26 protein-coding genes are annotated in these 26765 nt (G+C 43.6%); 2 read left to right on the top strand and 24 right to left on the bottom strand.

The annotated features are described in order from the left end of the window. Positions 1–21: 21 nt before the first annotated feature. The 13 genes from MHI16_RS15715 to MHI16_RS15775 all read right to left on the bottom strand — a co-directional run bounded on the left by MHI16_RS15715 (position 22) and on the right by MHI16_RS15775 (position 13532). Positions 22–303: a hypothetical protein gene (locus MHI16_RS15715; protein ID WP_180310076.1), complete on the bottom strand. Its 282-nt coding sequence runs from the start codon at positions 301–303 to the stop codon at positions 22–24. Then, positions 300–668: a hypothetical protein gene (locus MHI16_RS15720; protein WP_058013663.1), complete on the bottom strand. Its 369-nt coding sequence runs from the start codon at positions 666–668 to the stop codon at positions 300–302. The genes MHI16_RS15715 and MHI16_RS15720 overlap by 4 nt, the downstream gene beginning before the upstream one ends. Continuing rightward, positions 665–2062, bottom strand: a complete 1398-nt coding sequence (locus tag MHI16_RS15725; RefSeq protein WP_058013662.1) for a hypothetical protein — start codon at positions 2060–2062, stop codon at positions 665–667. The genes MHI16_RS15720 and MHI16_RS15725 overlap by 4 nt, the downstream gene beginning before the upstream one ends. Then, the gene (locus MHI16_RS15730) at positions 2034–2801 is read right to left on the bottom strand and encodes an ABC transporter ATP-binding protein (protein ID WP_058013661.1); all 768 of its coding nucleotides are present in this window, start codon (positions 2799–2801) and stop codon (positions 2034–2036) included. The genes MHI16_RS15725 and MHI16_RS15730 overlap by 29 nt, the downstream gene beginning before the upstream one ends. Before the next feature lie 58 nt (positions 2802–2859). Continuing rightward, positions 2860–3129, bottom strand: a complete 270-nt coding sequence (locus tag MHI16_RS15735; protein WP_012011299.1) for a hypothetical protein — start codon at positions 3127–3129, stop codon at positions 2860–2862. Positions 3130–3385: 256 nt separating this feature from the next. Then, a complete protein-coding gene (gene eno / locus MHI16_RS15740) occupies positions 3386–4678 on the bottom strand; it encodes a phosphopyruvate hydratase (protein ID WP_012011300.1) in 1293 nt (430 codons plus the stop codon). A 29-nt stretch (positions 4679–4707) separates the two neighbouring features. After that, a complete protein-coding gene (gpmI, locus tag MHI16_RS15745; RefSeq protein ID WP_012011301.1) occupies positions 4708–6243 on the bottom strand; it encodes a 2,3-bisphosphoglycerate-independent phosphoglycerate mutase in 1536 nt (511 codons plus the stop codon). Then, entirely contained in the window at positions 6236–6997 is a 762-nt protein-coding gene (gene tpiA / locus MHI16_RS15750) for a triose-phosphate isomerase (protein WP_034660024.1), read from the bottom strand. The genes gpmI and tpiA overlap by 8 nt, the downstream gene beginning before the upstream one ends. 30 nt (positions 6998–7027) lie before the next feature. Then, positions 7028–8212 carry a phosphoglycerate kinase gene (locus MHI16_RS15755; protein WP_003213359.1) on the bottom strand — a complete coding sequence of 395 codons (1185 nt, stop codon included), beginning with the start codon at positions 8210–8212 and terminating at the stop codon, positions 7028–7030. A 213-nt stretch (positions 8213–8425) separates the two neighbouring features. Then, a complete protein-coding gene (gene gap, locus MHI16_RS15760) occupies positions 8426–9433 on the bottom strand; it encodes a type I glyceraldehyde-3-phosphate dehydrogenase (protein WP_012011304.1) in 1008 nt (335 codons plus the stop codon). A 31-nt stretch (positions 9434–9464) separates the two neighbouring features. Continuing rightward, positions 9465–10502 carry a sugar-binding transcriptional regulator gene (locus tag MHI16_RS15765; RefSeq protein ID WP_058013660.1) on the bottom strand — a complete coding sequence of 346 codons (1038 nt, stop codon included), beginning with the start codon at positions 10500–10502 and terminating at the stop codon, positions 9465–9467. 314 nt (positions 10503–10816) lie between these two features. After that, positions 10817–12232: an amino acid permease gene (locus tag MHI16_RS15770; RefSeq protein ID WP_058013659.1), complete on the bottom strand. Its 1416-nt coding sequence runs from the start codon at positions 12230–12232 to the stop codon at positions 10817–10819. 106 nt (positions 12233–12338) lie between these two features. Continuing rightward, positions 12339–13532 carry an ornithine--oxo-acid transaminase gene (locus MHI16_RS15775; protein WP_058013658.1) on the bottom strand — a complete coding sequence of 398 codons (1194 nt, stop codon included), beginning with the start codon at positions 13530–13532 and terminating at the stop codon, positions 12339–12341. A 209-nt stretch (positions 13533–13741) separates the two neighbouring features. Here MHI16_RS15775 and MHI16_RS15780 point away from each other — a divergent pair, with 209 nt between their 5' ends. After that, a complete protein-coding gene (locus MHI16_RS15780) occupies positions 13742–15184 on the top strand; it encodes a sigma 54-interacting transcriptional regulator (RefSeq protein WP_081042269.1) in 1443 nt (480 codons plus the stop codon). A 27-nt stretch (positions 15185–15211) separates the two neighbouring features. On the opposite strand, the gene MHI16_RS15785 is transcribed toward MHI16_RS15780, so the two are convergent. Together MHI16_RS15785 and rpoN are read right to left on the bottom strand one after the other, a co-directional pair. Continuing rightward, the gene (locus MHI16_RS15785; RefSeq protein WP_058013657.1) at positions 15212–15949 is read right to left on the bottom strand and encodes a FadR/GntR family transcriptional regulator; all 738 of its coding nucleotides are present in this window, start codon (positions 15947–15949) and stop codon (positions 15212–15214) included. Between the two features lie 171 nt (positions 15950–16120). Continuing rightward, positions 16121–17419, bottom strand: coding sequence for an RNA polymerase factor sigma-54 (gene rpoN / locus MHI16_RS15790; protein ID WP_058013656.1), 1299 nt, complete (start codon positions 17417–17419; stop codon positions 16121–16123). A 70-nt stretch (positions 17420–17489) separates the two neighbouring features. Here rpoN and yvfG point away from each other — a divergent pair, with 70 nt between their 5' ends. Next, positions 17490–17705, top strand: a complete 216-nt coding sequence (yvfG, locus tag MHI16_RS15795; RefSeq protein ID WP_058013655.1) for a protein YvfG — start codon at positions 17490–17492, stop codon at positions 17703–17705. Positions 17706–17725: 20 nt separating this feature from the next. On the opposite strand, the gene MHI16_RS15800 is transcribed toward yvfG, so the two are convergent. From MHI16_RS15800 to MHI16_RS15840, 9 genes are all read right to left on the bottom strand, one after another. Further along, positions 17726–19051 (bottom strand): MATE family efflux transporter, encoded by a 1326-nt coding sequence (locus MHI16_RS15800; protein WP_058013654.1) that lies wholly within the window; start codon positions 19049–19051, stop codon positions 17726–17728. A gap of 62 nt (positions 19052–19113) precedes the next feature. Continuing rightward, complete coding sequence (nikE, locus tag MHI16_RS15805; RefSeq protein ID WP_058013653.1) at positions 19114–19929, bottom strand: nickel import ATP-binding protein NikE; 816 nt, start codon at positions 19927–19929, stop codon at positions 19114–19116. A gap of 13 nt (positions 19930–19942) precedes the next feature. After that, positions 19943–20758 carry a nickel import ATP-binding protein NikD gene (nikD, locus tag MHI16_RS15810; protein ID WP_200964034.1) on the bottom strand — a complete coding sequence of 272 codons (816 nt, stop codon included), beginning with the start codon at positions 20756–20758 and terminating at the stop codon, positions 19943–19945. A gap of 4 nt (positions 20759–20762) precedes the next feature. After that, complete coding sequence (nikC, locus tag MHI16_RS15815) at positions 20763–21596, bottom strand: nickel ABC transporter permease subunit NikC (protein WP_058013652.1); 834 nt, start codon at positions 21594–21596, stop codon at positions 20763–20765. Next, positions 21593–22537, bottom strand: coding sequence for a nickel ABC transporter permease subunit NikB (gene nikB / locus MHI16_RS15820; protein WP_058013651.1), 945 nt, complete (start codon positions 22535–22537; stop codon positions 21593–21595). Before nikB ends, nikC begins: the two co-directional genes overlap by 4 nt. An 18-nt stretch (positions 22538–22555) precedes the next feature. After that, on the bottom strand, positions 22556–24178 hold the full coding sequence (nikA, locus tag MHI16_RS15825) for a nickel ABC transporter substrate-binding protein (protein ID WP_058013650.1): 1623 nt from the start codon (positions 24176–24178) through the stop codon (positions 22556–22558). 150 nt (positions 24179–24328) lie between these two features. Then, on the bottom strand, positions 24329–25507 hold the full coding sequence (locus MHI16_RS15830) for an aminotransferase class I/II-fold pyridoxal phosphate-dependent enzyme (RefSeq protein ID WP_342498175.1): 1179 nt from the start codon (positions 25505–25507) through the stop codon (positions 24329–24331). Continuing rightward, positions 25507–26193 (bottom strand): acetyltransferase, encoded by a 687-nt coding sequence (locus MHI16_RS15835; RefSeq protein ID WP_342498006.1) that lies wholly within the window; start codon positions 26191–26193, stop codon positions 25507–25509. The genes MHI16_RS15830 and MHI16_RS15835 overlap by 1 nt, the downstream gene beginning before the upstream one ends. Beyond that, positions 26156–26749, bottom strand: coding sequence for a sugar transferase (locus MHI16_RS15840; RefSeq protein WP_342498007.1), 594 nt, complete (start codon positions 26747–26749; stop codon positions 26156–26158). The genes MHI16_RS15835 and MHI16_RS15840 overlap by 38 nt, the downstream gene beginning before the upstream one ends. Between the last annotated feature and the right edge of the window lie 16 nt (positions 26750–26765).

The following is a 26765-nucleotide window of genomic DNA, read 5'->3' on the forward strand; positions in this document are numbered from 1 at the left end:
TTTTTGTTCAGCCTGCTTTTTTTATGCTCTTCGCTTTTTCACAGCATGAATCACATATTGAATGAATAAGTAAAGCACAGCGCCAGCTAAAAAGCAGACAACGCATCCAAAAAGCGTCGCCTCAGAGCTGAATTGATACTCTTCAATTTTCATGATATAAAATGGCATGCCAAACAGCGTTGGACTTGACTCGATATGATTAACCTCTAACAGTAGTAAAAAGACAGGGGTCATAAACACAGCAAATATATACAGCATCGCAAGTGTTAAGCCGCTAGAAAACGAATGGAATACTTTGATCATCTCTTTCTCTCCTTCATCTCTTTTAAACTGGCTGTGATATTTTTCCCGTCTGGGCAAGCTGGATGCAGCATCACAGTGTTCAGTAAAGAAAAAAACAGCAGCTGATGACTCACCGGATGCTTCCACATCAAAAAAAGCACAATCGAGCAGAGTACCGGAAACAGTGGACCTGCAAGTGCCACCATCAAATTAAAGCTCGGCCGGGCAAATGTCTCATGAATGATCGCCACATGCTTCCAATCAATCGTTACCACAAAATCAAAGAGCGGCCTTTTTTCGACTTTGTTACATACCATGATCATCAGCATATGACCGAGTTCATGTATGAGCACAACCGCTAGTAAGCTAATGACAAGCCCCATCATCGCAATATCGGCCTTTTTAACATCACTGCATATATACAACTGAAAAAGACAAGTGAACCAAGCAGATAAGCGGTGGCAAGAAGAAACATATTAGCTGACAGCCACTCTAATAAAAGCATATCGATGAAGCTGAATACAGCTATCATCATCACGATGACAAATAGTTTATTAAAATCACTGATTTTCACGACAAACCCTGTACAGGCTGCCATGACGGTCATGAATAAAATGGACAAACTCGCCAAGCCATGACCTTCACTTTCAATTCCAATCACCAAATAAGCAAGGCTAATATAGACAAAATAAATGAGTAAATTGATTGTGTAATAAAATAAAATTCTCGACAATATATACGCGCCCTTTGATGTATTTAACATAAAGATGGCCCGTTGATTGAGATGATATTCTCTGCCAATCATCAGTGGAAGCATGATCAATATTTCCTTTAACGCAAACTGCACAATAAAGGCATACAGCCATCCAGTTTCTTCAGGTGTAAAAACAAATGGGAGCATAGCCGTCAAACAAACGAGAAAGAGGAACAAAATGCCTTGTTCTTTAAAAACAGCTGAGCGAATGAAATAGACCATTTCCTGCCGCAGGTGCGTCAGAAAGGAAGAATACGTCCTGATTTTCTGGTAAGAAAACGACTTTATCTCTGTTTTCAGCTGCAAAAACATTTGATGAACATAGCAAGCTGCTAAACCTTTTACCCATGGCCATCCAGCGCTTAGAAGGATCACCAGCAACGTCAGATAGACAGCCGGCCATACACGGATCATCTCCACCGCTTTTTGAAAAAGAAGAAATATGAGTACTTGAAGTGCCGCAAAGCCGATCGTTTGCAGCAGTAAATGCTCCTTTGTTTTTGATACGAAATGACTTACACCGATCCGCAACAGCATCCATGAAGAGAGCGTATAAAGTGCCAAGATGCCGCATGTGATGCAGACAACGATGATCCAATACAAAGATGGGATGACACCCGTGATTAAAAGACCTAATACAATCGGTAAAAAAAGCAGTCCAGCCATGAGGAAGCAAAAAAGCATTGGAAAGAAATATGCACAAAGGACAAAGGGTACACTTTGTATCGCACTGTTCAAAAAGTAGAATTGATATTCTTGGCGCTTCAGTTTATTTCGGGATAACACAATCCCTGCTCCTAATAGTAAGAGCGATATTTTGACAAATTGGATGTATAGCGCAGCCGGCTCACTTTCACCTGCCTGCATGTAAAAGCGCAGGCTGATGACAACGTATATCGCATAGATGAGCAAGAGAAAAACGGCGGCTGCGAGAAGCTGCAAAGGATACTTTTTTCCAAGCTGCTTTCCTTTCGTTGTCAGCATACCCCATTCGATTTTATGAAGAACGTGTCGTGTCCAAATCATTGAGTAACCTCTCCACCTGCATATAGTAATCTCGATTTACTTCTTTATAAATCTCTTCAAGTGCCTGATGAGGATATGTCTGATTCGTTTCTTGGCGGGACATATTCAGCTTGACGTCACCATTTCTTAAGATCATGAGATGATCATATAATGTATCACCAAAGCTCAAATGATGAGTTGAAATCAGAATGCCAGCACCTTGATCTCTCAGCTTCATGAGCACCTTTTTTAAGATGATCATCATATCTGGATCAAGTCCGTTCGTTGGCTCGTCGAACACATAATAATCACACGGTCTGAGGAGCTGCGAAATGATCTGTGTTTTCTTTTGATTGCCATGCGACAGCTGAGCGATTGGCTGATCCATATACGGATTCAGCTCAAACAAATCGATGAATGTCTCTTCCCGTGTGACATCTTGCTCATGTGGCAGCTGAAGTAATTGAAAGTATTCCCTCGGTGTTAAATAATCGAACAACGCATGATCATCAGGAATATAGGAAACATGTTTTTTCAAAAGGGAAATATGTGCTGAGGATTGAAGGTTCAGCTGTTCACCATGTAAGGAAACGCAGCCAGTAAATGGCGTCAGACCAAACATAGCTTGGATCATTGTTGTCTTTCCTGCCCCATTGTGTCCTAAAAGAAGCATCGTCCGGCCTTTCTCCACGTTCATTTGTATATGGCGGAGAGAGAAGGTGCGGCTATACGTTTTTTCTTGTAATTGTAATGTCAGCATCATAATCCTCCGTTTGTTTCAGATGGAACAGATGGCCTCGCATCTGTTCTCATCCCTGTTAGAAACCGCATTTGATTTTCACGTACATGCCTAAGAACTTGAATTCGCCTAGAAATTTAGAGCCTTTTCCAAAAGTCTTGCATGCCCAAATCAATGCTGCGACTGTCACAATACCTAAAATAGCGGCAAGGACATAAATCCAAAATGCATTTTTCTGTACGTTCTTAGAAGTTAGAATTCGTTGCTTCCTTTCATCATAGGCCGCCAGTAGGTGAAGGACATACATATACACTCCTACTGGAAAACGAAGGCTAAAAGGATTCAGCATCTCATCACCCCCTAATATATGTAAAATGATACCATCCCCCATACAGAAAACATAAGTTCATTTCAGATCATATTTTTAGTCGATTTTTCATGATCTATTGCTTATAAATAGTCGAGCTGCGCGCTTTCCCTCTGACCGAAGGACGACTTTTTACAAAAATAGGATGCGACTATTGAAACAGCTGCGGGATCTCATTCAACAAAAAAACGCTGCGCCCACTCTTATATAAGAGCGGAACGCAGCGCGTGGCATTACATTATTTATTCAAGTTATAGAATGTTTCAATGCCGTGGTATTGAGCTGTTTCAGCCAATTGATCTTCGATGCGAAGTAATTGGTTGTATTTCGCCACACGGTCCGTACGAGACGGAGCACCTGTTTTGATTTGTCCAGCGTTTGTTGCAACAGCGATGTCTGCAATTGTGCTGTCTTCTGTTTCACCAGAGCGGTGAGAGATCACAGCTGTGTATCCTGCACGTTTTGCCATTTCGATTGCATCAAATGTTTCAGTTAATGTACCGATTTGGTTTACTTTGATTAGGATTGAGTTACCAACGCCGTTTTTGATTCCTTCAGAAAGCTTCTTCGTGTTTGTCACGAATAAGTCATCTCCTACTAGCTGAACCTTGCTGCCAAGGCGCTCAGTTAATAGTTTGTGACCTTCCCAGTCGTTTTCATCAAGGCCGTCTTCGATCGAGATGATTGGGTATTTCGATACCATATCTTCATACCAGTCAACCATTTCAGCAGATGTTTTCACAACACCTTCACCTGATAAATGATATTTACCGTCTTCTTTGTTGTAGAACTCAGAAGATGCAGCATCCATTGCAAGTTTCACTTCTTCACCTGGTTTGAAACCAGCTTTTTCAATCGCTTCTACGATTGTTTGAAGTGCTTCTTCGTTAGAACCAAGGTTTGGTGCGAATCCACCTTCGTCACCTACAGCTGTGTTTAAGCCTTTTGCACTTAATACAGATTTCAGGCTATGGAAGATTTGTGCGCCCATGCGAAGTGCTTCACGGAAGTTTGGGGCACCTACAGGCATAATCATGAACTCTTGAATGTCTACGTTGTTATCCGCATGCTCTCCGCCGTTGACGATGTTCATCATTGGCACTGGAAGCGTTTTGGAGTTGAATCCACCAAGGTATTGGTAAAGTGGAATTTGTAAGAAATCAGCAGCCGCACGTGCTACAGCGATAGATACGCCAAGGATTGCGTTTGCGCCTAATTTCCCTTTGTTTTCTGTTCCGTCAAGTTCGATTAACATTTTGTCAATTGCTACTTGTTCAGTGACATCAAAGCCTAAAAGCTCTGGTGCAATGATTTCGTTTACGTTGTTTACAGCTGTCAGAACACCTTTTCCAAGGTAACGGTCTTTGTCTCCGTCACGTAGTTCTACTGCTTCATATTCACCTGTAGAAGCACCACTTGGTACTAGTGCACGGCCAAAGCCGCCAGATTCTGTGTAAACTTCTACTTCAACTGTTGGGTTACCGCGAGAGTCTAATACTTCGCGTGCATATACGTCAACAATGTATGGCATTGTTATTTCTCTCCTTTTGAATCAATTTGTTATTTCTGAATCAATGATGTTCCTGTCATCTCTTTTGGTTTTTCAACACCAAGTAAGTCTAAAAGGGTTGGAGATAGATCGGCTAGAATGCCGCCTTCTCTAAGCGTTGCACCTTTTTTCGTTACGATGACTGGAACAGGGTTTGTCGTATGTGCAGTATGCGGCTTTCCTTCTTCGGTAATCAGCACGTCTGCGTTACCGTGGTCTGCCGTGATGATGGCATGTCCGCCTTTTGCTAGGATTGCGTCGACAACAGCTCCTAAGCACTCATCTACTGCTTCAATGGCTTTGATTGTTGGCTCGAGCATACCTGAGTGACCAACCATATCCGGGTTAGCAAAGTTCAGGATGATCGCATCATGCTTGTCAGCATTGATGTCTGCAACAAGTGCATCCTTTACCTCATAAGCGCTCATTTCTGGCTTGAGGTCATAGGTTGCCACATCTGGCGAATTGATCAAGATGCGGTCTTCACCAGGAAATTCTTCTTCACGTCCACCGCTCATAAAGAACGTCACGTGAGGATATTTCTCTGTTTCAGCAATCCGCAGCTGTTTCAATCCATTTTGCGCTAGCACTTCTCCTACTGTGTTATCCAAATTCACTGGTTTGAAAGCAACATAGCCATCAACCGTTTCACTGAAGTGTGTGAAGCAGACGAAGTGTAAATTCTTCGGATGTGCTTCCCCGCGGTCAAATGAGCGGAAATCTTCATTTGTGAAGGTGTTCGAAATTTGGATCGCACGGTCTGGGCGGAAGTTATAGAAAATCACAGAATCGCCGTCGTTTACTTTAGCAACTGGCTCACCGTTTTCTCTCGTGATGACAGATGGAATAACGAATTCATCGTAGATTCCATTTTCATAGGAGTCATCAACGACATCATAGATGTTTTGATAACTTGGGCCTTCACCATACGCCATCGCGCGATATGCTTTCTCCACACGATCCCAGCGTTTGTCACGGTCCATTGAGTAATAGCGTCCAGAAAGTGTTGCTACTTCTCCGACACCGATTTCTTTGATTTGTTCTTCAAGCTGTTTTAAGTACACTTTGGCTGTCTTCTGACCAACATCACGTCCATCCAAGAAGCCATGAATGTATACTTTTGTTAAGCCTTCTTTTTTCGCTAGTTTCAGCAAGGCAAAAAGATGCTGGATGTGGCTGTGCACACCGCCGTCTGACAAGAGACCGAATAAATGAAGGGCCTTGTCATTCTCTTTTGCATAAGTCATTGCCTCTAGGAACGTTTCGTTTTTCTCAAATTCCCCATCACGAATGGCAACATTCACTCTTGTTAAGCTTTGATACACAATGCGTCCTGCACCGATGTTCAAATGCCCAACCTCTGAGTTCCCCATTTGACCTTGCGGGAGGCCTACTGCCTCACCTGAAGCCGTTAAGGTTTGATGCGGGAATTCGTTCCAGTAGCGGTCGAAGTTCGGTTTCTTTGCTTGGGCAACAGCGTTACCGACTGTTTCGCCTCTTAAACCGAATCCATCTAAGATGATTAATGCAGCTGGTTTCTTACTCATATTGACCTTCCTCCAATAATTGAACGAAAGACTGAGGTTCTAAGCTTGCGCCGCCTACCAAAGCACCGTCAATATCGGATTCTGCCATATATTCTTTAATATTCGCAGGTTTCACGCTTCCGCCATATTGAATGCGAAGGCTGTCTGCCGCTTCTTGACCATATTCACTTGCAACCGTTTGACGGATATGCGCACAAACGTCGTTTGCATCTTTCGCTGTAGAAGATTTCCCTGTACCGATCGCCCAAATTGGCTCATATGCAATGACAGATTCAGCGACTTGCTGAGTTGTTAAACCAGCTAGTGCTTTCTTCACTTGATCAGCAACAAGTTCATTTGTTTTGCCAGCTTCACGCTCTTCAAGCGTTTCACCTACACAGATAATTGGAACGATGCCATGCTTGAATGCAGCATGTGCTTTTTTGTTCACTGTTTCATCTGTTTCAGCAAAGAATTCACGGCGCTCTGAATGACCGATCACTGAGTAGCCAATGCCAAGATCTTTTAGCGCAGCAGGGCTGATTTCACCAGTGAATGCACCATTTTCTTCAAAGTGCATGTTTTGTGCACCAATTTTAAGGTCTGTTCCGTTAGAAAGGCTGTTTAGCTTTTCAAGGAAAAGGGCTGGCGCACAGACAATTGCTTCCACTTTGTCAGGAGATGGAATGGATGACTTGACTTCTTCAACGAAGCTAACCGCTTCGCCAAGTGTTTTGTTCATTTTCCAGTTCCCAGCTATAATTGGTTTTCTCATGATTGACACTTCCTTATAGCAGTTTTGGTCTTATTTATCGTTTAATGCAGTAACACCTGGAAGCTCTTTGCCTTCCATAAATTCAAGTGAAGCGCCGCCGCCTGTAGAAATATGGCTCATCTGATCAGCAAGACCAAATTTCTCAACAGCTGCTGCTGAGTCTCCACCACCAATGACAGAATATGTATCTTTTGCTTCTGCCAGTGCTTCTGCGATTGCTTTTGTTCCTTTAGCGAATGCGTCGATTTCAAATACACCCATTGGTCCATTCCAAACAACAAGTTTGCTGTTTTTAATGACATCAGCGTACTTGCCTATTGTCTCTGTTCCAATATCAAGTGCTTCTAGATCACTTGGAATTTCAGAGATTGGCACAATGCTCGTATTTGCATCATTTGAAAAGTCGTCGGCTACCAGAACATCTGTTGGAATCAGGAAGTTCACGCCTTTTTCTTTTGCACGGTCCATAAAGGATTTTGCTAAATCAACTTTGTCTTCTTCTAATAAAGATTTTCCTACTTCGTGGCCTAGTGCTTTCACAAATGTGTAAGCAAGTCCGCCGCCGATGATGAGGTTGTCCACTTTATCAAGAAGACTTTCAATGACACCGATTTTATCCTTTACTTTTGCGCCACCAATAATCGCTGTAAATGGGCGATCAGGGTTTGAAATGGCTTTTCCTAGAACCTCAAGCTCTTTTTGCATGAGGAAGCCCGAAACAGCCGGAAGATATGCTGCAATACCAGCAGTGGATGCATGTGCACGGTGTGCAGCACCGAACGCATCATTGACATACACATCAGCTAAATCAGCAAATGCTTTTGATAGTTCAGGATCGTTCTTTTCTTCACCAGGATAGAAACGAACGTTTTCAAGCACTAGCACATCTCCTTCTTTTAAGTCAGAGATTTGCTTTTTCACGTTGTCGCCATAAGCTTCATCCGCTTTTTTCACTTCTTGTCCAAGAAGCTCTTGCAGACGTTTCGCTACAGGTGTCAGACGCAATTCTTCAGTAACTTGACCCTTCGGACGACCCAAATGACTAGCTAGCAGTACCTTTGCGCCTTGTCCTGTTAAATACTCAATCGTTGGTAATGCTGCGCGAATACGAGTATCATCCGTCACTTTTCCGTCTTTCATTGGAACGTTAAAATCTACGCGGCAGAACACAACTTTACCTTTTACGTCAATGTCTTTTACTGATTTCTTATTCATGCTCGTCAGGAGATCCTCCTTTATTCTGGTTTCCTTACGCATTGGACAAGTCTCTCTTTATCCTTTTCCCATTTTGCCCTCATCAAAACGAGAAATCGTGCAGAACGGATAAAAACAGAGAAAAAGGGAAAGGGATGCTTCCCCTTCCCTTGTCCGTCTTCATTATATCGTGTCTCTAGGAAAGAACCAAGTGAGTTCCTTCAGTGTGACAAATTAAAGACCTTGTTTTGCAATGTAAGCTGCAAGGTCAACAACGCGGTGAGAATATCCACTCTCGTTATCGTACCAAGAAATGACTTTCACCATGCTGCCTTCCATTACCATTGTAGAAAGAGCATCGATTGTTGAAGAGTTTGCATTACCATTGTAGTCACCAGATACTAATGGCTCTTCGCTGTAGCCAAGGATTCCATTAAGTTCTCCTTCAGCTGCTTCTTTAAGTGCTGCATTTACATCTTCAGCCGTTACATCTTGGTTTAATTCAGCTACAAGGTCAACTAAAGAAACGTTAGGTGTTGGAACACGCATAGCGCCACCGTTTAATTTACCTTTAAGTTCAGGCAATACAAGTGAAACAGCTTTTGCAGCACCTGTAGAAGTTGGGATGATGTTTTCCGCAGCTGCACGAGCACGACGGTAGTCTTTGTGCGGAAGATCAAGAATTTGTTGGTCATTTGTGTATGAGTGAACAGTTGTCATCATACCGCGTTTAATGCCAAATTTATCGTTAAGTACTTTTGCAAATGGAGCTAAGCAGTTTGTTGTACAAGATGCATTAGAGATGACATCGTGGCTAGCTGCATCGTATTTGTCTTCGTTTACACCCATAACGATTGTGATATCTTCTTCGTTAGCAGGAGCAGAGATGATGACTTTTTTAGCGCCAGCTTCTAAGTGTTTTGCAGCGTCTGCACGTTTTGTGAAGAATCCAGTAGATTCAACAACGATTTCTACGCCTTGTTTACCCCAGCTTAATTTTGCAGGGTCACGTTCAGCTGATACTTCGATTGTTTTACCGTTCACTACTAAGTTCGTACCGTCTACAGAAACCTCTGCATCTAGTTTTCCGTGAACAGAGTCATATTGTAAAAGGTGTGCAAGCATGTTAGCGTCTGTTAGATCGTTAACCGCTACTACCTCAACTTCAGGATTGTTTAATGCTGCACGAAATACGTTACGTCCAATACGTCCAAATCCGTTAATACCGACTTTTACTGCCATGATGTTTCCTCCTTTTATAGGTCACAATGTTTTATATTGAGGGATCAATTGACTCCCTTAATAACTCTTTTGCGGCTCCTTCGTCTGTGACGAGAACCGTTCGGCGGGGTTTTTTGAAATAAGCTTCAATGGCCCCTGCCTTTGATGATCCACCTGCAACAGCAATGATGTGTGGAATGCTTTCTAAATCATCTAGCTGCATGCCGACGGAGTGCACTTTGTGGACGACCTCACCATCACGGTTAAAGTAATAGCCAAACGCCTCTGTCACTGCGTCATGCTCATCAATCTTTTTTAAATCTTCAGCTGGTGTGTTTCGTCTCATCGCCATTGTTTTTGCTTCACCGATTCCATGAATGAGCATCGTGGATGATTTAATCGTTTGAAGCACTTCTTTGACTGATGGCTCTTCAATAATGGAAGAGTAAGCACCTTCTGACAGCTGTCCTGGAACAAACAGCAGTTTGTAAGTACCGGAAGCTTTTTCAGCCATGTGGGCACAAATGGTGTTTGCCTGATTTTTTACATTCTCCCCAAGACCGCCTCTTGCAGGAACAAACATCATGTCTCTGTTTTTGGCATCAGGGGTCATCATTTCGGCAACGGCTTCCATCGTCGTTCCGCCAGTGACGGCGACGATATTATTTCCAGTAAACCTTTTTTTCATACACTGGACAGCAGCTCTTCCCATTTCTTGCTTTACCCACGGGGATTCGTCACTGTCACCAGAAACGATCATGACTTCTTCTAGGCCTAACTTCCTCTTTAATGTATTTTCCAAAAAGGTTAAGCCTAAAACGTCCTTCATCATTCCTTCAAGCATTTCAAGCAAAGCATGACCTTCAGTCGTCAGCATCATACCGCTCGTTTTGACATCCAGCAGATTTTGTTCTTTTAAGAACTGAACTTCAGCTCTTAAGATGCGTTCACTGAGACCTAGACTCGTCGCAAGGCTTCTGCGGCCGATTGGTTCAGCTAGCCTGATGTATTGCAAAATATCGTAGCGTTTTTGCATAACTGTGAGAAGATCTGGCAATAATTTTTTTTGAGCTTCCAATAAACGATTCATGGCTAACGACCCTTTCTTTTCACGTTGGACTAAAAACGTCCCACTGTGACAAAAAACGTCCCGCCACAGCCAAAAAAAATCAATCCCTGCTTTCTTTAATTATTTTAACAGGATAATCTTGCATTTTCAACTCTTACAAACACATTCAGACAAAAAATAGACACATTTTCACCGATAACCTGCTTGTCATCAAGGTTCTTGCTATGATATTTCTTTTCAAAATATTTTATTTTCTTCTATATTAAATGAATTCATCCATGAAAATGTGCATGCGTAAGAGGTCCGCATGCACATTTTTTGGTCTAGTCGGTCTTTTATGTTTTTGGGATTCCTTCCTCTTCGGCGAAACGCTTTGCCTCTTCCTTCGGTTTGATTTTGAGATAATAAATGATGTAGCAGGCCGCCATGAACGGAACACCGCAATAAAGGCCAATCCGCTGATCCTCAATAAAGAATAGGCTGATGAGCACGATGCCAAATGCGATGAAGCCTGCTAGTGGGACAAATGGATAAAGTGGTGTACGGAAAACAAGATCCTTTACATCTCCACCGTCTTTTATGAATTGCTTTCTAAAGAAATATTGAGACAAACAAATGGACATCCACACCACAACAAGAACCATTCCAGAAATTGAAATAAGCCACACATACACCGTTTTTGGTGCCACAACACTTGTGAGCAAAGATAGAGCGGATACACCCATTGTCACCAATAATGCATTGATTGGGATTTTACGCTTGGACAGCTTTTTCGTAAAGTCAGGTCCTTTCCCGTCCTTTGAAAGCGACCAAAGCATACGTGATGACGCATACAATCCAGAGTTTGCTACAGATAAGACAGCTGTGATAATAATAAAATTCATGATATCTGCAGCATATGGGATGCCGACCTTGTCCAGCACGACCACAAACGGACTGTCGACAGCGCCTGCTGTCTGCCATGGAAGAAGTGCGGCTAAAACCGCAATGGATAAAACGAAAAAGACCATTGTTCTCCAAATAATATTTCGTATTGATCGAGGCAATGTTTTTTCAGGGCTTTCACTCTCACCTGCTGCGATCCCTACAAGTTCTGTTCCTTGGAAGGAGAAATTGACGGTGACCATGGTTAATAAAATAGCAAAAACACCATTAGGAAATAGTCCGCCATGATCCGTCAAATGACGAAATAAAGGGGCTGGTTCTCCGCCTTTTAAATGGATCATTCCGAAAATTGCGCCAATTCCGATGATAATAAACAATAGGATGGCCGCAACCTTGATGGCTGAAAACCAAAACTCCGTTTCAGCGAAGCTGCGAGCAGAGATGGCATTCACGGCAAATAATATGACACTAAATGCTAGACACCAGAGCCAAACCGGGATATCTGGAAACCACCTTTGGAGCAATATGCCTGCTGATGTAAACTCCAGTCCAATCGTACACGCCCAGCTAAACCAATACAGCCAGCCGATCATAAAGCCTGTGGACGGGCCGATATATTTGGTTGCATATTCCTGAAAGGAACCCGCTGTCGGCATTGCCACTGCTAATTCTCCAAGACACAGCATGACCAAATACATTAAAAATCCGCCAATGATAAACGATAGAATGGCTCCCCCTGGTCCTGCCTGATGAATAATCAATCCTGATCCAAGGAAAAGGCCCGTACCGATGACGCCGCCTAAGGCAATCATAAAGAGATGTCTGCTTTTCATGGAACGCTCTAGTTCATTATGCTGTTCTTGCATCAAATCCACTTCCCCACTTTCCCTCTTCTATTCATCATCCTTTGACAAAATTCGCTGTTCATTGAAAAAGAAAGGGAGAAAGTGAAGCTTCCTCCCCCTTTGTCATTTAAGCTTGAAATAGTGCTTCAATATGACCAATCGCCCAGTCTAAATCTTCTTTTGAAATGGTCAGTGGTGGTGCAAAACGGATGACTGTTTCATGGGTTTCCTTACATAACAATCCTGCTTGCTTCAGCTTTTCACAATAAGGTCTAGCTGCCTCTGTCAGCTCCATGCCTATAAATAGTCCGCGGCCGCGCACTTCTTTAATCACAGGACTTTGAATGCGTGACAATTTGTCTTTGAAGTATTCGCCAAGTTCCATCGAGCGTGCTGCAAGCTTTTCGTCAATTAAAACATCCAGTGCTGCAAGCGACACCGCACACGCAAGAGGATTTCCTCCGAAGGTAGACCCATGAGAACCAGGGTTAAACACGCCTAAAATATCGCGGTTTGCTACAACACACGAGATTGGGAATACTCCGCCGCCTAAAGCTTTCCCAAGAATCAGCATATCTGGCTCAATGTCTTCCCAATCACACGCAAACATCTTACCTGTTCGTGCTAACCCCACTTGAATCTCATCCGCAATGAACAGCACATGTTCTTGTTCACAAAGCGCTTTGGCATCTTTCAAGAAACCTTCTGGCGGCATAACAATACCCGCTTCACCTTGAATCGGTTCAATGAGGAAAGCCGCTGTCTGTGGTGTGATCGCTTCACGTAATGCTTCAATATCTCCGTAAGGAATCAGCTTAATTCCAGGAAGCATTGGACCGAAACCTCTCTGGTATTCTGCTTCTGAGGAAAGAGACACAGCCGTCATCGTTCTCCCATGGAAATTGCCAACACATGCAATGATTTCAGCACGATTCTCTTGGATTCCTTTCACATCATAGCCCCAGCGTCTTGCGGCTTTTACAGCGGTTTCTACAGCCTCAGCACCTGTATTCATTGGGAGTGCCATGTCTTTATTCGTCAGTTTGCAAATTTTTTCATACCAAGGACCAAGCTGATCATTATGAAAGGCTCTCGACGTGAGTGTCACGCGGTCTGCCTGTTTTTTGAGCGCTTCAATAATACGGGGATGGCGATGTCCTTGGTTCACTGCGGAATACGCACTCAGCATATCCATATATCGATTACCTTCAGGGTCTGTCACCCACACCCCCTCAGCCTCTGAAATCACAATTGGCAGCGGATGATAGTTTGCCGCTCCATATTGCTCTGTTTGTTGAATCAATTCATTTGTCTGTGTCATCATCTATTCCTCCTTCTGTAAGGTCGCTTTTTTCAATTGGGTTGATCTTCATCCATATGTTATGCAAGGATCGTGCCAACTTTCTGACCGCTTGATCATAAGGGTCTACCTCATTCATTCCGCAAAATTTATTTGCATATGCCAAATTTTTTAGAGGAAACCGCAAAATTTTTCATGTAAAATAGAGGTAACGTCAGGAGGTGGCGCAAGTGCAAAAAGATCTGCATACCGCAAAGCTTGAAAATGAGATTGATTTATATAAACAAATGCTCGATTTAATTGATGTCGGGGTTCATGCAATTGATGAGAATGGACATACGGTTGTTTATAATAAAAAAATGATGGAGATCGAGTCTTTAAAACGCTCTGATGTTCTCCATAAAAATGTGCTCGATTTCTTCGCCTTTCAAGATGAGATGCACAGTACACTTGTCCAAGCGCTGCGTACCGGGAAACAAACCGTACATGCCAAGCAGACGTATCATAATTACAATGGAAAAGAAATCACAACGATTAACCATACATACCCGCTTGTTCGAGACGGTCTCATTCAAGGGGCTGTTGAAATTTCGAATGATGTGACCAAGCTGGAACGGCTGATTCATCACAATATGAAGAAGAAAGGAAGCACTCGCTTTACCTTCGACTCTATTATTGGACAAAGCCCTGCATTTTTAGAGGTGATTGAGCATGCGAAACGAGCGACACGCACCTCTTCTTATGTGCTCATTGTTGGCGAAACTGGGACTGGGAAAGAACTGTTTGCTCAAAGCATTCATAACGGCAGCAGCCGGGCATCTGGACCATTTATTACCCAAAATTGTGCGGCACTGCCTGATAATCTGATTGAAAGCCTGCTCTTTGGTACACAAAAAGGGGCTTTTACGGGGGCAGCTGATCAGCCTGGCTTATTTGAGCAGGCACAAGGAGGAACCTTGCTTTTAGATGAGATCAATTCACTGAATCCTCATCTTCAAGCAAAACTACTGCGCGTCTTACAGGAGAAACGCGTGAGAAGGCTGGGCAGCACAAAGGAAATCGCTGTTGATGTAAGAGTGATTGCCAATATGAATGAGGACCCTGTGGATGCAATCGCAGGTGGACGCATGCGCAAGGATTTATTTTATCGTCTCGGTATTGTCACCTTATTTATTCCGCCGCTTTCTGAGCGAAAAGAGGACATTCCTACGTTTGTGAATCATTTTATTCAAAAATATAATGAGCTGTTTCAAATGAAGGTAAAGGCGGCTGATGAAGAGGTACTTACCCTTTTTAAGGCGTATGATTGGCCAGGCAATGTAAGAGAACTGGAGCATGTGATTGAGGCGGGGATGAATATGATGATGGATGAAGACGACTTAGGCATGCATCACCTTCCCTATCATTTTAGATTTAAGCACGGGGAAGGCCGTCCTAAGGCGCAATTGCAAACAAATTCTCTGCAGCAAACCGCAGCTGCTGACACCTTTGTGTATACAAGCCCTGAACAGACGACTGATTTCCAAACCCAAATGGAGCGGTTCGAAAAACAATACATCGTCCATTACTTAGAAAAAATGGACGATAATATTTCACAGACTGCAAAGTTATTGGGCATGAGCAGGCAAAGTCTGCAATATCGAATGAAAAAGCTACATATTTCTCTTCAATAATAGAGCTGTGCCATCATTCGGCACAGCTTATTGTGTATCTGACTGTTCTGCTGGGTTTTGCAGCACATCACCGAGCAGATTTTCTACATTTTTTAAATGCGTAAGCATCGCTTTCTCTGCTTCTTCTGGCTGCCTTGCCATGACGGCTTTGTAAATTTGTTCATGTTCTTCGTAAAGCTTCCGAATGGAGGCTTTCGTTGAGAATAACACGACTTTTCTCGTTTCCCGCATCGTTTCTACTAACAAGGTTGAGACTTGATTCATTAACACCTTTAATACGTCATTCTTCGAGGCTTTGGCTAATGCAAGATGGAAGGTAAGATCTGCCTCTTCACCAATTTCTTCATGGGCTTCTGCCTGCCTCATTTGTTCGAGTGCTTCACGCAGCTGATGAAGGTCATCGTCCGTCCGAAACAGCGCCGCCTTTTTGACAGCGCCTATTTCAATAATGGTTCTCACTTCAAGGAGCTGCCTGACATCATGCTGCTTCATTAAAAATGCAGGAGATAAAGAAAATGCGAGCTGTTCAGGATCGAACTGCTTCACATATGTGCCTTCCCCTTGTTTCATCTCTATTAATCCGATCGCTTTGAGAGCAGACAGCGCCTCTCTCACAGCGGAACGGCTGACTTGAAAGCTTTCTGAGAGCGCTTGAACCGAATCTAATTTTTCTCCCGGAAGAAGCTCACCAGTGCGAATGGATTCAATTAATGCATCCGCAATTTCTTCATATATTTTTTTGGTTTTGATTTGTTTATATTTCAATTGGTCTCACCTCATCACTGTTGTCTACCCTTATCGGCTCATGCCCTATCTTATACTTTACCCCAAAATTTCCGTTCACACGTCTCCCCGATTTAATTTTCAAAAAATCTTCTGTGTGCCTTGCTTCCAATTAAAAAAAGCACCTGCCATGTTTCTGGCAAGTACTTCTTTTTAATCATAGCGCTTCCGCAGTGTAGATGATGGAAGATTCATTTGTTCACGATATTTCGCAATGGTTCTGCGCGACACTCGGATGCCAAAGGTTTGCTGAAGCTGCGTCATCATTTGCTGATCTGAATACGGTTTTTTCTTATTTTCTGTTTGGATCAGCTCTGCGATGTACGTCTTGACTGTATAGCTGGACGCCTCTTCCAGCGAGGGTCCTTCTAGCTTTGCTTGGAAAAATTGTTTCATTTCCATGAGCCCATAAGGGGTTTGCACCATTTTCCCTTTCACCGTTCGGCTGACTGTGGACTCATGCACTTGCAATATATCTGCGATACGCTTCATCGTAAGCGGTTTCATTTTATGTTTCCCTGTAAGGAAAAAATCTGTCTGATGTAAGATAATCTCACGAACGACATAAGTCATCGTTTGTTTTCTTTGCTTCAACGCTTGGACTAGCCAATTATACTGCTGCTCTTTTTCCTTTAAATACACATATGCTTCATGCCGCTTTTGGTCTTGCATCATGGCGAAGTATCCTTCATTCATTTCAACATCTGGGAAAGCGCGCTGATTCAGCTCAAATGTGATGTGGTCCTGCACGACAGTAATCGTCACATCCGGCTCTATATACACATGGTCTTCTTCGTATGAGAAATGGATACCTGGTCTTGGTTCAAGCTGCGACACCTCATCTTGTACCGCTTGAAGTGTTTTCATAGAAATGCCTGTTTTCGCCGCAATTTCCTTCCATGCCTTTCTTGCAAAGAGAAAGAAGTGCTCATCGATGATCAGCTCGGCTTCATACCAGCGCTCCTTTTTTCTTCTCAGCTGAAGCAGGATGCATTCTTGTAAAGATCTTGCACCTATACCGGCAGGCTCTAGCGATTGAAGCTGATGAAGGACGGCTTCTACTTCTTCAGCTGACACCTTTAAGACAGCTGCCATCTCGTCAACCGGTTCATTTAAATAGCCATTGGAATCAATGGACTCGATCATAAAGTGAAAGATCCTTTGATTTTTTTCACTTAGATTCAAATCAATGGCTTGTTTCTTTAAATACATTTGCAGGCTTTCTTTTTGATGCGTTCGATACGGCTCTGTCATTCGGTCTTGAGATTTTTTATGATAAACTGGTTGATAGCTGTCCGTGTCTTTCCGCTCAATCAGAGGGTTCTCAAGCGCTAACTGGTCAAGATACTCGCCAAGCTCAGTGCTATTCAGCTGGAGCAATGTAATGGCCTGCCTGAGTTCTTGTGTGAGCACCTGCTTTAATACTTGTTCTTGTTGCAGATTAAGGCTCATTGTCTCCCCTCCCTCTCATCATTTTACATGAAGATTGACGGACCGTATATACGAAATAGGAGTGATTCCCATGTCTGAACTTTTTTCCGTTCCATACTTTGTTGACAACTTGAAACAGCACATCACCATGAATCAAAATGAAGACAAGATTCATGCGATGAATGCCTATTACCGCTCAGTGGTGTCAACGCTTGTACAAGATCAGCTGACCAAAAATGCTGTGGTTTTGAAGCGAATTCAACACCTTGATGAGGCGTATCAAAAGGTGAAAAAAGAAAGCGAATGAACGAACAAGAACACCCTTTGTCATGATGGCAAAGGGTGTTTTTCATTTGCGAAAAGCTTCTGATCGAGCCTTGATTTGTACATCATCAAAAAGCCAGACCGTCCGGTAGTATAGATGATAAAAGCAAACCATAGTCCGTGATTGTGCCAAATAGGCGTAACTGCTGCTTGAACAACGATAAACAAGATCATCGCAAACAGCATCGAATTTCTGACAGGGGCAATTTCTGTCGCACCTGTAAATACGCCGTATATGACCAAACCGAAACAAGCGGCAAACGGATAGAGAACGAGCCAGTCTGCATAGCCCAATGTCACATCTAGAAGACGCGGGAGATTTGTAAACAAGCCCAAGATCGGCTCTTTTAAGAGAAAATACACCGACGCAATGAGGCATGCCATGACAAGCGCCCACTGCCTCGAAAGGGTTAACGTTCTCTCATAAAGGGTGCGGTCATTTGCACCAACTGACCTGCCCACAAGGATGCTGGATGCATTGGCAAAACCATCGAACAAATAAGCCATGATGTAGTGAATTTGAAATAAGATGGCATTGGCTGCCAGCATTTCTGTTCCAAAAGAAGCGCCTTTTGCTGTAAACATGTTAATCACGACAAGCAGACAAATCGTCCGAATAAACAAATCTTTATTCACATGAAACATTTTCTGCACTGCCCGTGTATCCATGATTTTCTTAATAGACGGCATCTGGAACCCGTTTTTTGAATGCTTCATGATGATCCATGCGCCTAGTACAAAAGCAGTTAATTCAGAGATCAATGTCGCGGCCGCCACCCCTTTAACTGCAAACGAAAACACATGAACAAGCAGAAGAGCAAGGACCATATTCATGACATTGATCAAGATTTGTAAAGAGAGGGCTTCCTTCATTTTTGCCATTCCCATCAGCCAGCCTAATATCACATAATTCATCAAGGTAAACGGTGCACCCCAAATCCGAATATGAAAGTAATCTGCTGCAAATTGCCGAACATCCGCAGCGGGAGAGATCACGAGAAAAGCAGATTGAATAATGGGCCATTGCAGGGCAATAAAACAAAGACCGACAATGATGGCGATTAAAAATGGTCTCAGAAAAGCAAGTACACCCTGCTCTTCACTCTGCGCCCCGTTTGCCTGAGCAGCAAAAGCAGATGTACTCACCCGCAAAAAACCAAAGAGCCAATAGAGTGTACTGAAAATGAGACTGCCAACTGCGACGCCTCCAATATACGCGGGATTGGCAAGCTGACCGACAACGGCTGTATCAACAGCTCCAAGTAATGGTGTCGTCATCGTTGAGATGGTTAAAGGAATGGCTAAAGCTAAATACGCTCGATGGTTCACGATGCTACCTGCCTTTCATGAAAAATAGCCTCTTCTAAAAGAGGCATTGATGAAATGACGATTTATCGAACTGGTCTGCCAATCGTTCGGGACAAAGGATGGTCTGCGAGCATTGCCTCTCTCATCTTTTGCACCGCTTTCTCTTCTGATGAAAAGAAATCATCCTTTGATCGAAATTGTGCAACAAGTTCACCTTGATCTAATATCGCCAATTGATCACTTAAGTGATAGGCTGCCGTCATATCATGTGTAATAAATAAGTAAGCGACACCCAGTTCCTTCTTTAATTCTACTAATAAATCTAAAATGACACCCTGTGTGACCATATCTAAGCTGCTGACGGATTCATCCAGTACGACGAGCTTTGGCTGCAGCAATAAGGCTCTTGCAATGTTGATCCTTTGCAGCTGGCCGCCGCTGAATTGATGCGGATATTTAGACAAGTCCTTTTCACTGAGCCCGACTCTTTCCAGCCAATGGATCAGCACGCTTTTGCGTTCTTTTCGGCTCATCGTTTCATAGTTTTCAAGCGGTTCGGATAAAATTTGTTCGACGGTCCACCTTGGATTCACCGCCGAGTATGAATCTTGAAACACCGCTTGCACATGCCGGCGATAATGTTTGCGTGTTCTTTGGTCTGCACAACATATATCCTGGCCTTCAAAAAAAACCTGACCGGCTTTTGGCTTCTCTAGACCAAGTATGATACGGCCTAGCGTGCTTTTCCCTGCGCCGCTTTGCCCTAGCAATCCGACGCACGTGCCTTCTTCAACGAGCAAATTGACGCCGTTTAAGACTTGGTCTGCGCCTTTTTTTCTCATCAGAAACGACCGGCTGTTGTATGAATGACTAACTGCTTTCACTTCTAATAAATGCAATGGCCTTCTCACCTCAAATCGGACAAACAGCTGGGATGGATGGACGAGCTGCTAATAGTTTCTTTGTATAATCATGCTTTGGGTTTTCAAAAAGCTCAAGCACTTCTGCTTTTTCTACTATTTCTCCCTGCCTCATGACAACAACCTGATCTGCCATTTCTGCAATGACGCCAAGGTCGTGAGTAATGAGCAAAATGGCGGTTCCATACTCATGACGAATGTGGTTCAGATGCTCAAGCACCAGCTTCTGCGTGTGTACATCTAAAGCAGTTGTTGGTTCATCTGCTATGAGGAGAGGCGGGTGCATACAGGCAGCCATGGCAATCATGACACGCTGCAGCATGCCGCCGCTTAGTTCAAAGGGATACTTGTTTAACAACTTGTCTGGCTGCGGCAGATTCATTTGCGCTAGCGCATCCATTGCCTTCGCTTTTGCCTGCCTTTTACTGACAGAGGTGTGCTGGCGGATGGTTTCAATCAGCTGATGACCGATCGTCCATACTGGCGTAAAGCTGTTCATTGGATTTTGCATAATATATGAGATGTCCTTGCCCCGAATAGACCGCATATCCCTTTCACTCAGACCGATCAATTCTCGTCCTTTTAATGTGATGCTGCCAGTAACATCCGTTGTTTTCCGGTCAAGCATATGTAAGATTGACATATTTGTCACCGTTTTCCCGCAGCCGCTCTCACCTATTAATCCAACGATTTGACCTCGCCCTACTTCAAACGATACGTCCTGAATAAGAGAGGTTGTCCCATGAGGCGTTTTCGACTGCACATGCAGGTTCTCTATTTGTAAAATGGACTCTTGCACATTGATCATTCCTTTACACACGGCGTTTGATACCATATTTCTCTGAAAGGGCTTCTCCTAGTAAATTAAAGAGGACAACGACAGCCATGATGACAAGACCTGGATAGAGCATCAACTGAGGATTCGTTTGAATATACGACTTCCCTTCATGGATCATCGCTCCCCATTCAGGCATAGGAGGCTGAACGCCTAATCCGAGAAAGGACATTGCTGAAATGTCCATAATCGCCCAGCCCATTTCAAGTGTGCCAATGACCACGAGTGGCGGCAGGACATTTGGAATCATATGCTTTTTCATGATGTTCCAGTGGGATGTCCCGCTAATTTTCGCAGCGGCAATAAAGTTCTGTTCTTTTAAACTCAGCACCATTCCTCGGAAGACGCGAGCATAGTATACCCATTGCACAAGCATCAAGGCCAGCACGACTTGAGAAAGTCCAGGACCGAAGATGCCGACTAATCCAAGGATCAGCACCAGGTTCGGGAATGCCATGATTCCGTCGCAGAATCTCATTAAGACGTGATCGACCCAGCCGCCTTTGTAACCTGACAACAAACCAACGATTAACCCAATCAATAAAGAAGAGAGAAAGATTAATAACGCACAGCCTAGCGAAACACGTGCCCCATATAAAATTCGGGATAAATTGCATCGGCCTAATTGATCTGTCCCAAGAGGATATTCCCACGAAGACCCCTTTAGCTTCATCGCTAGATTGACAGCCGCCGGATCATGTGGAGCGATCCACGGTGCACATATTGTCACAATCAGCAATAGACCAAGGAGCACCACGCAGATCGAGATCATCTTTTGATGAGAGAAGAGATATTTTCCTTTTGTCATCATGACTGGCGGCCTTCCTTTCTGGAAATACGGGGGTCAATGATCAGCTGAAGTAAGTCCACAATCAAGCTGCTCAAGATAAAGATACCTGCTGCCATGAGGACATAGAATTGAATGACCGGCAGATCCCGGTTAAAGATTGCTTCAATAAAGAAGCGCCCAAACCCTGGCCATGAAAAAACAGCCTCTACGATAATAGTTCCTGTCAGCAGCTTGCCAAGATTCACCCCAAGCCCTGTCAGCATTGGCGATATCGCGATTCTCAATACATGCTTGAACATGATTGACCGTTCCTTTAATCCTCTAATTCTCGCATATTGAACAAACGGCTCTTGAAGCACCTCACTCACACTTGAGCGTAATAGCCTTGTATACATTGCAATTAAAGGGACGGCCAGTGTGACCGATGGCAGAATGAGATGCTCCCAAGTTCCCACCCCTTCAACCGGTAGAAGATCGAGCTTCACTGAAAAAAAGTAGATGAGCAAATACCCCAAGACAAATGTCGGGATCGATGCTCCTAAGAAAGAAATGAGCCGGCTCACATGATCAACGATGCCATTTTTCCTCATACCGCTGAAAAAGCCGAGTGGAATGCTGACACAGATAGCAATCAGCAGGCTAGTCAGCGCCAATTGAATCGTCGCTGGTATTCTATACATCACCTCATTGAGCACAGGCTGGTTAGACATATATGACTTGCCAAAATCAAGATGAATGACTTTTTCAATGGTGTGAAGATACTGCATATAAAACGGTTGGTCTAAACCAAATTCACTTCGTTTTTGCGCTAATATTTCATCCGTTGGCTGGATATGAGCCGCTGCTAAATATGCCTCAGCCGGGTCAACTGGCGAAAGGTGAATCATACCAGTCGTGAAAAGAGTGGCTAATAAAAATACAGGGATGATTGATAGCATGCGTTTGACGATATAGCGGCCCATTTCCTAACCTTCCTTCTATTACTTCAGCTTAATACCTGTGAATGGATGTTCATCGCGATTTGCTGGGAACTCAAAGTCCTTCACATTTTTTTGATAAACGGCTGTCTTTTTAAAATAAGAGATTGGCACAATTGCGCCTTGATCCTGTAATGAAGATAAGACAGACGAATAAAGTGCTTTTCGTTTGTTTTCATTGGTTGTTGATGGAATTTCGCTCATTTCTTTGATCAGCTTGTCCTTATTTGGATAGGCTGAGATGGCTTCTTTGAATCCAAAACCATCTGATGAGACGACGTTCATAAATGTATGCGGATCATATGGTGCTCCGTAGTTGCTAAAGAAGTTCATATCAAACTTGTTGGCTTTAAAGCGCTGCACCTGTGTTGCCAGCTCTACACCTTCAAGTTTGACGCCAACGCCAATGGCACCCCATTCTGCTTGAAGCGTCTCAGCCATCGCTTTTTGAATCGATTCTGCTGAATCATACATCATACTAAATTCAAGCGTTTTTCCATCTTTTTCACGAACGGTTTTTCCTTTTGGAAGTGTCCAGCCTGCTTCATCCAGTAATGCTTTCGCTTTGTCTACATCATATTGGAACGGCTTCACATGAATATCAGATGTGTAAGGCATGTTGGTCGGCAATATGTGATCTGCTTCATCCTCTAAGCCAGAGGTGACACCCTCTACCATTGATTTCTTATTGATCGCATATTGAAGGGCATGTCGCACTTTCTCATCTGACAGCTGATCGACTTTTGTATTCATGACAAGCTGTCTCGTTGCTACAGGCTCTGACATTTTTGTTTCATACTTACCGCTCGCCTCTAACTGTTTGTAGGCATCTAGGCTAATGGTACCTTCTCCGTAAAGGACATCTACATCACCTTTTTCAAATGCCATGACTCTCGTTTCCGCATCTGGGATGACCTTGACTTTGATTTCTTTGACCTTTGGCTTTTCTCCCCAATAATGTTCATTTCGTTCGAAAATGGCATAGTCATCTTTTTGATATGTTTTTAATACCCAAGGGCCTGTCCCCACTGGTTTTTCAATTCCTTTTGACGTATCTCCGTTTTTAGGGAAGCCTGCTTCGCCTAAGAAACGAACCGGGCGGACAACGGCTAATTCTTGAACAGTTGGATAATATGGCTCTGTTAATGTGAGTTGAAACGTTTTCTTGTCTACTGCTTCTGTCTTTTTGATTTTTTTTATCACACCTAACCAGCTATGTATGTCCTTGTTTTTTAAGATGGAATCAAAGTTCTTTTTCACAATGTTTGCATTAAACTCAGATCCATCTGAAAATGTCACATTGTCTCTTAGATGGAACGTGTACACCTTGCCATCCTTTGACACATCCCATGATTTCGCTAATTCAGGTTTTAGCTTTCCATTCTTTTGATAGCTGACCAATGGCTCATAAATCATTGATTGCGCGAACAGTTGTGATGGGTTGTATACGTGCGGATTCATTTCGCCAATATCTCTCGGCCAGGCCATCGTGATCATGTCAGGATGATCCTTATCTCCACCTGCTCCATTGTTTGCTTGAGAGCAGCCTACTAATAAAAAGATAAGCAGGAAAGGGATGACTGTATTTATTTTAATTTTCGGAAAAAAATGGATGCAAATCGACATAAGATGTTCCTCCTAATTGATGCTGATAATCATTTTCATTTTAAGGAGGAAGGTCCTCGTTGTCAATATCATATTTAAATCGAATTGGCAATACTCATTCCTATTTATTCCACTAATTGATGAATTTGATAAAAAAGAGAGGCAGGCTGCTTACGAGTGAGCAGCCTGTGAAGAGGTGAATGTTTTGTCTCTCAGGGCATGACGAATTATGTCAATGATACGATCCTGTTCAGCTTCTGTCATACTTGTTCCAGAGGGGAGACAAAGCCCTGATTCAAATAACAACTCAGATACGGGGATGCCTTTCGCCGCTGAATAAAATGGACAATCACGAAAGAGCGGCTGCTGGTGCAGCGGCTTCCATACACGCCTTGCTTCAATCTGTTCTTTTTCTAGTGCAGCAATGATGTCCACTGGAGACGTTTGCTTATCACAATCAATCGTCAATGTCGTCAGCCAGCGGTTGGACTTGGTGTTTTGATATTCTGGCATGAAATAAAGCCCCTCAACATGAGATAACGCATCCTGATAACGCCTGAAAATGCGGCGCTTTTGTTCAACACGCTCGTCCAGTATTTCCATTTGAGCGATCCCGACGCCTGCTAGCAGGTTGCTCATGCGATAGTTGTATCCTATCTCTTGATGCTCATAATGCATCGCGCGTTCTCTAGCCTGTGAAGCGAGAAAGCGGCAGCGTTCGATCGCAGCTTCATCATCACTCACAAGCATTCCGCCGCCTGATGTTGTAATGATTTTATTTCCATTAAACGAATAGACACCGAACCTGCCCATTGAGCCGCTTTTTTTTCCTTTATAAAGAGCGCCTAACGATTCAGCCGCATCCTCAATGACTGGTACATCATATGCTTCACATAACGCCAAGATCTCGTCCATTTTTGCGCTTTGTCCATATAAATGCACGACAATGACAGCACGGGGCATTTTTCCAAGTCGTTTTGATTCCACAAAGGCTTTCTCTAAAGCAAGCGGACACATATTCCATGTATCCCTTTCAGAATCAATAAAAACGGGTGTGGCTTGTTCGTATAAAATCGGATTTGCAGTTGCCACAAATGTGAGGGTGGAACAAAAGACAATGTCCCCTTTTTCAACGCCAATCAGCTTTAATGCGAGGTGAATGGCTGCTGTTCCAGAAGATAGAGCCGCTCCTGCATTCACTCCTGCATAGCGCGCAACTGCCTGCTCAAATTCATTCACAAGAGGTCCAAGCGGTGCAATCCAGTTACTTTTGAAAGCTTCCTCTATTTTCAAATACTCTTTTCCGCTCATATGCGGTGGTGATAAGTAAATTCGTTTCCTTTCTTGCATCATCTCCCGCCCTCTCTCCGATCTTTGATTTCTATTGCAGGAATGCCTACAGCGACTTTCTGATCGTCAATATCTCTTGTTACTGCGGCTCCTGCGCCAATGATTGTCCAGCTTCCGATCGATGTCCCGGGTATCACAACAGCACCTGCCCCAATATGTGTACCCATTCGTACCGACACACAGCCAGTTAACACTGCTCCCGGTGATAGATGGACAAACGATTCGAGTATACAGTCATGCTCTATGATAGATCCTGTGTTGATAATCGCATGTTCACCGATTGCTGCATCTGCTTGAACTACTGCCGTTGCCATCACGACACTCCCCCTTCCAATGACCGCTGATGGACTTACGACCGCCCGTGGATGGATGAGTGTGGCAAATGCCGTGTTTTCAAAAGAGAGGCGTTCCTTTACTAACTGTCTGCTCTCATTTTGTCCGATCGCAATCAGCCATTTCATATGTGGCATTGCCTCTCTCAGCTTTTGACTCATGGAGATCGGTCCATACAAGATACTGCTTTGAGTGACTGCCTCTTCAAATTGATCATCTAATACAGCACATAATGAGTAATCGGGATGGGCAGCAATCATGTCTTGAATGACTTTGCTATGCCCACCAGCCCCAATTAAACCAATTGGTTGCTCTTTATATATCGGTTCCTTTGAATTTTTCAGCTGTGGCATGATGCGGCTGCTGCACCCCCTCTGTTTTGATGACTTTCAGCAAGGTCATCCATAAAATTTTCATATCAAGCCAAAATGATTGATGCTCGACATACCAGAGATCATAGGTGAATTTTTCCTCCCAGGAGATCGTGTTCCTTCCATTCACCTGTGCCCATCCAGTAATGCCAGGCTTGACAAGATGGCGCCTTGCTTGCTCCTCTGTATACATCGGCAAATATTCCATCAGAAGCGGCCTTGGTCCAACGAGACTGAGCTCTCCTTTTAGAACATTGACTAGCTGCGGCAATTCATCAAGACTGAGCTTGCGAATCAATGCGCCCGTCTTAGTTAATCGTAGATGATCTGGCAGGAGCACCCCGTGCTCGTCGCGTTCATCGTTCATCGTCCGAAATTTATATAGCATAAATGGCCGGCCGTACAGACCAGGCCGCTTCTGCCGAAACAACACAGGCGTCCCAATTTTCCACCGAATCAGTCCATAAAGCACAAGAAAAAGAAGACTGCCTGCGATGAGCAGCGTCAATGCCACCACCACATCTAACATTCTTTTCATCATGAAATCTCCTTTT

Source organism: Bacillus sp. FSL K6-0923 (assembly GCF_038630825.1).
In the GTDB taxonomy this organism is placed as follows: Bacteria; Bacillota; Bacilli; order Bacillales; family Bacillaceae; genus Bacillus; species Bacillus pumilus.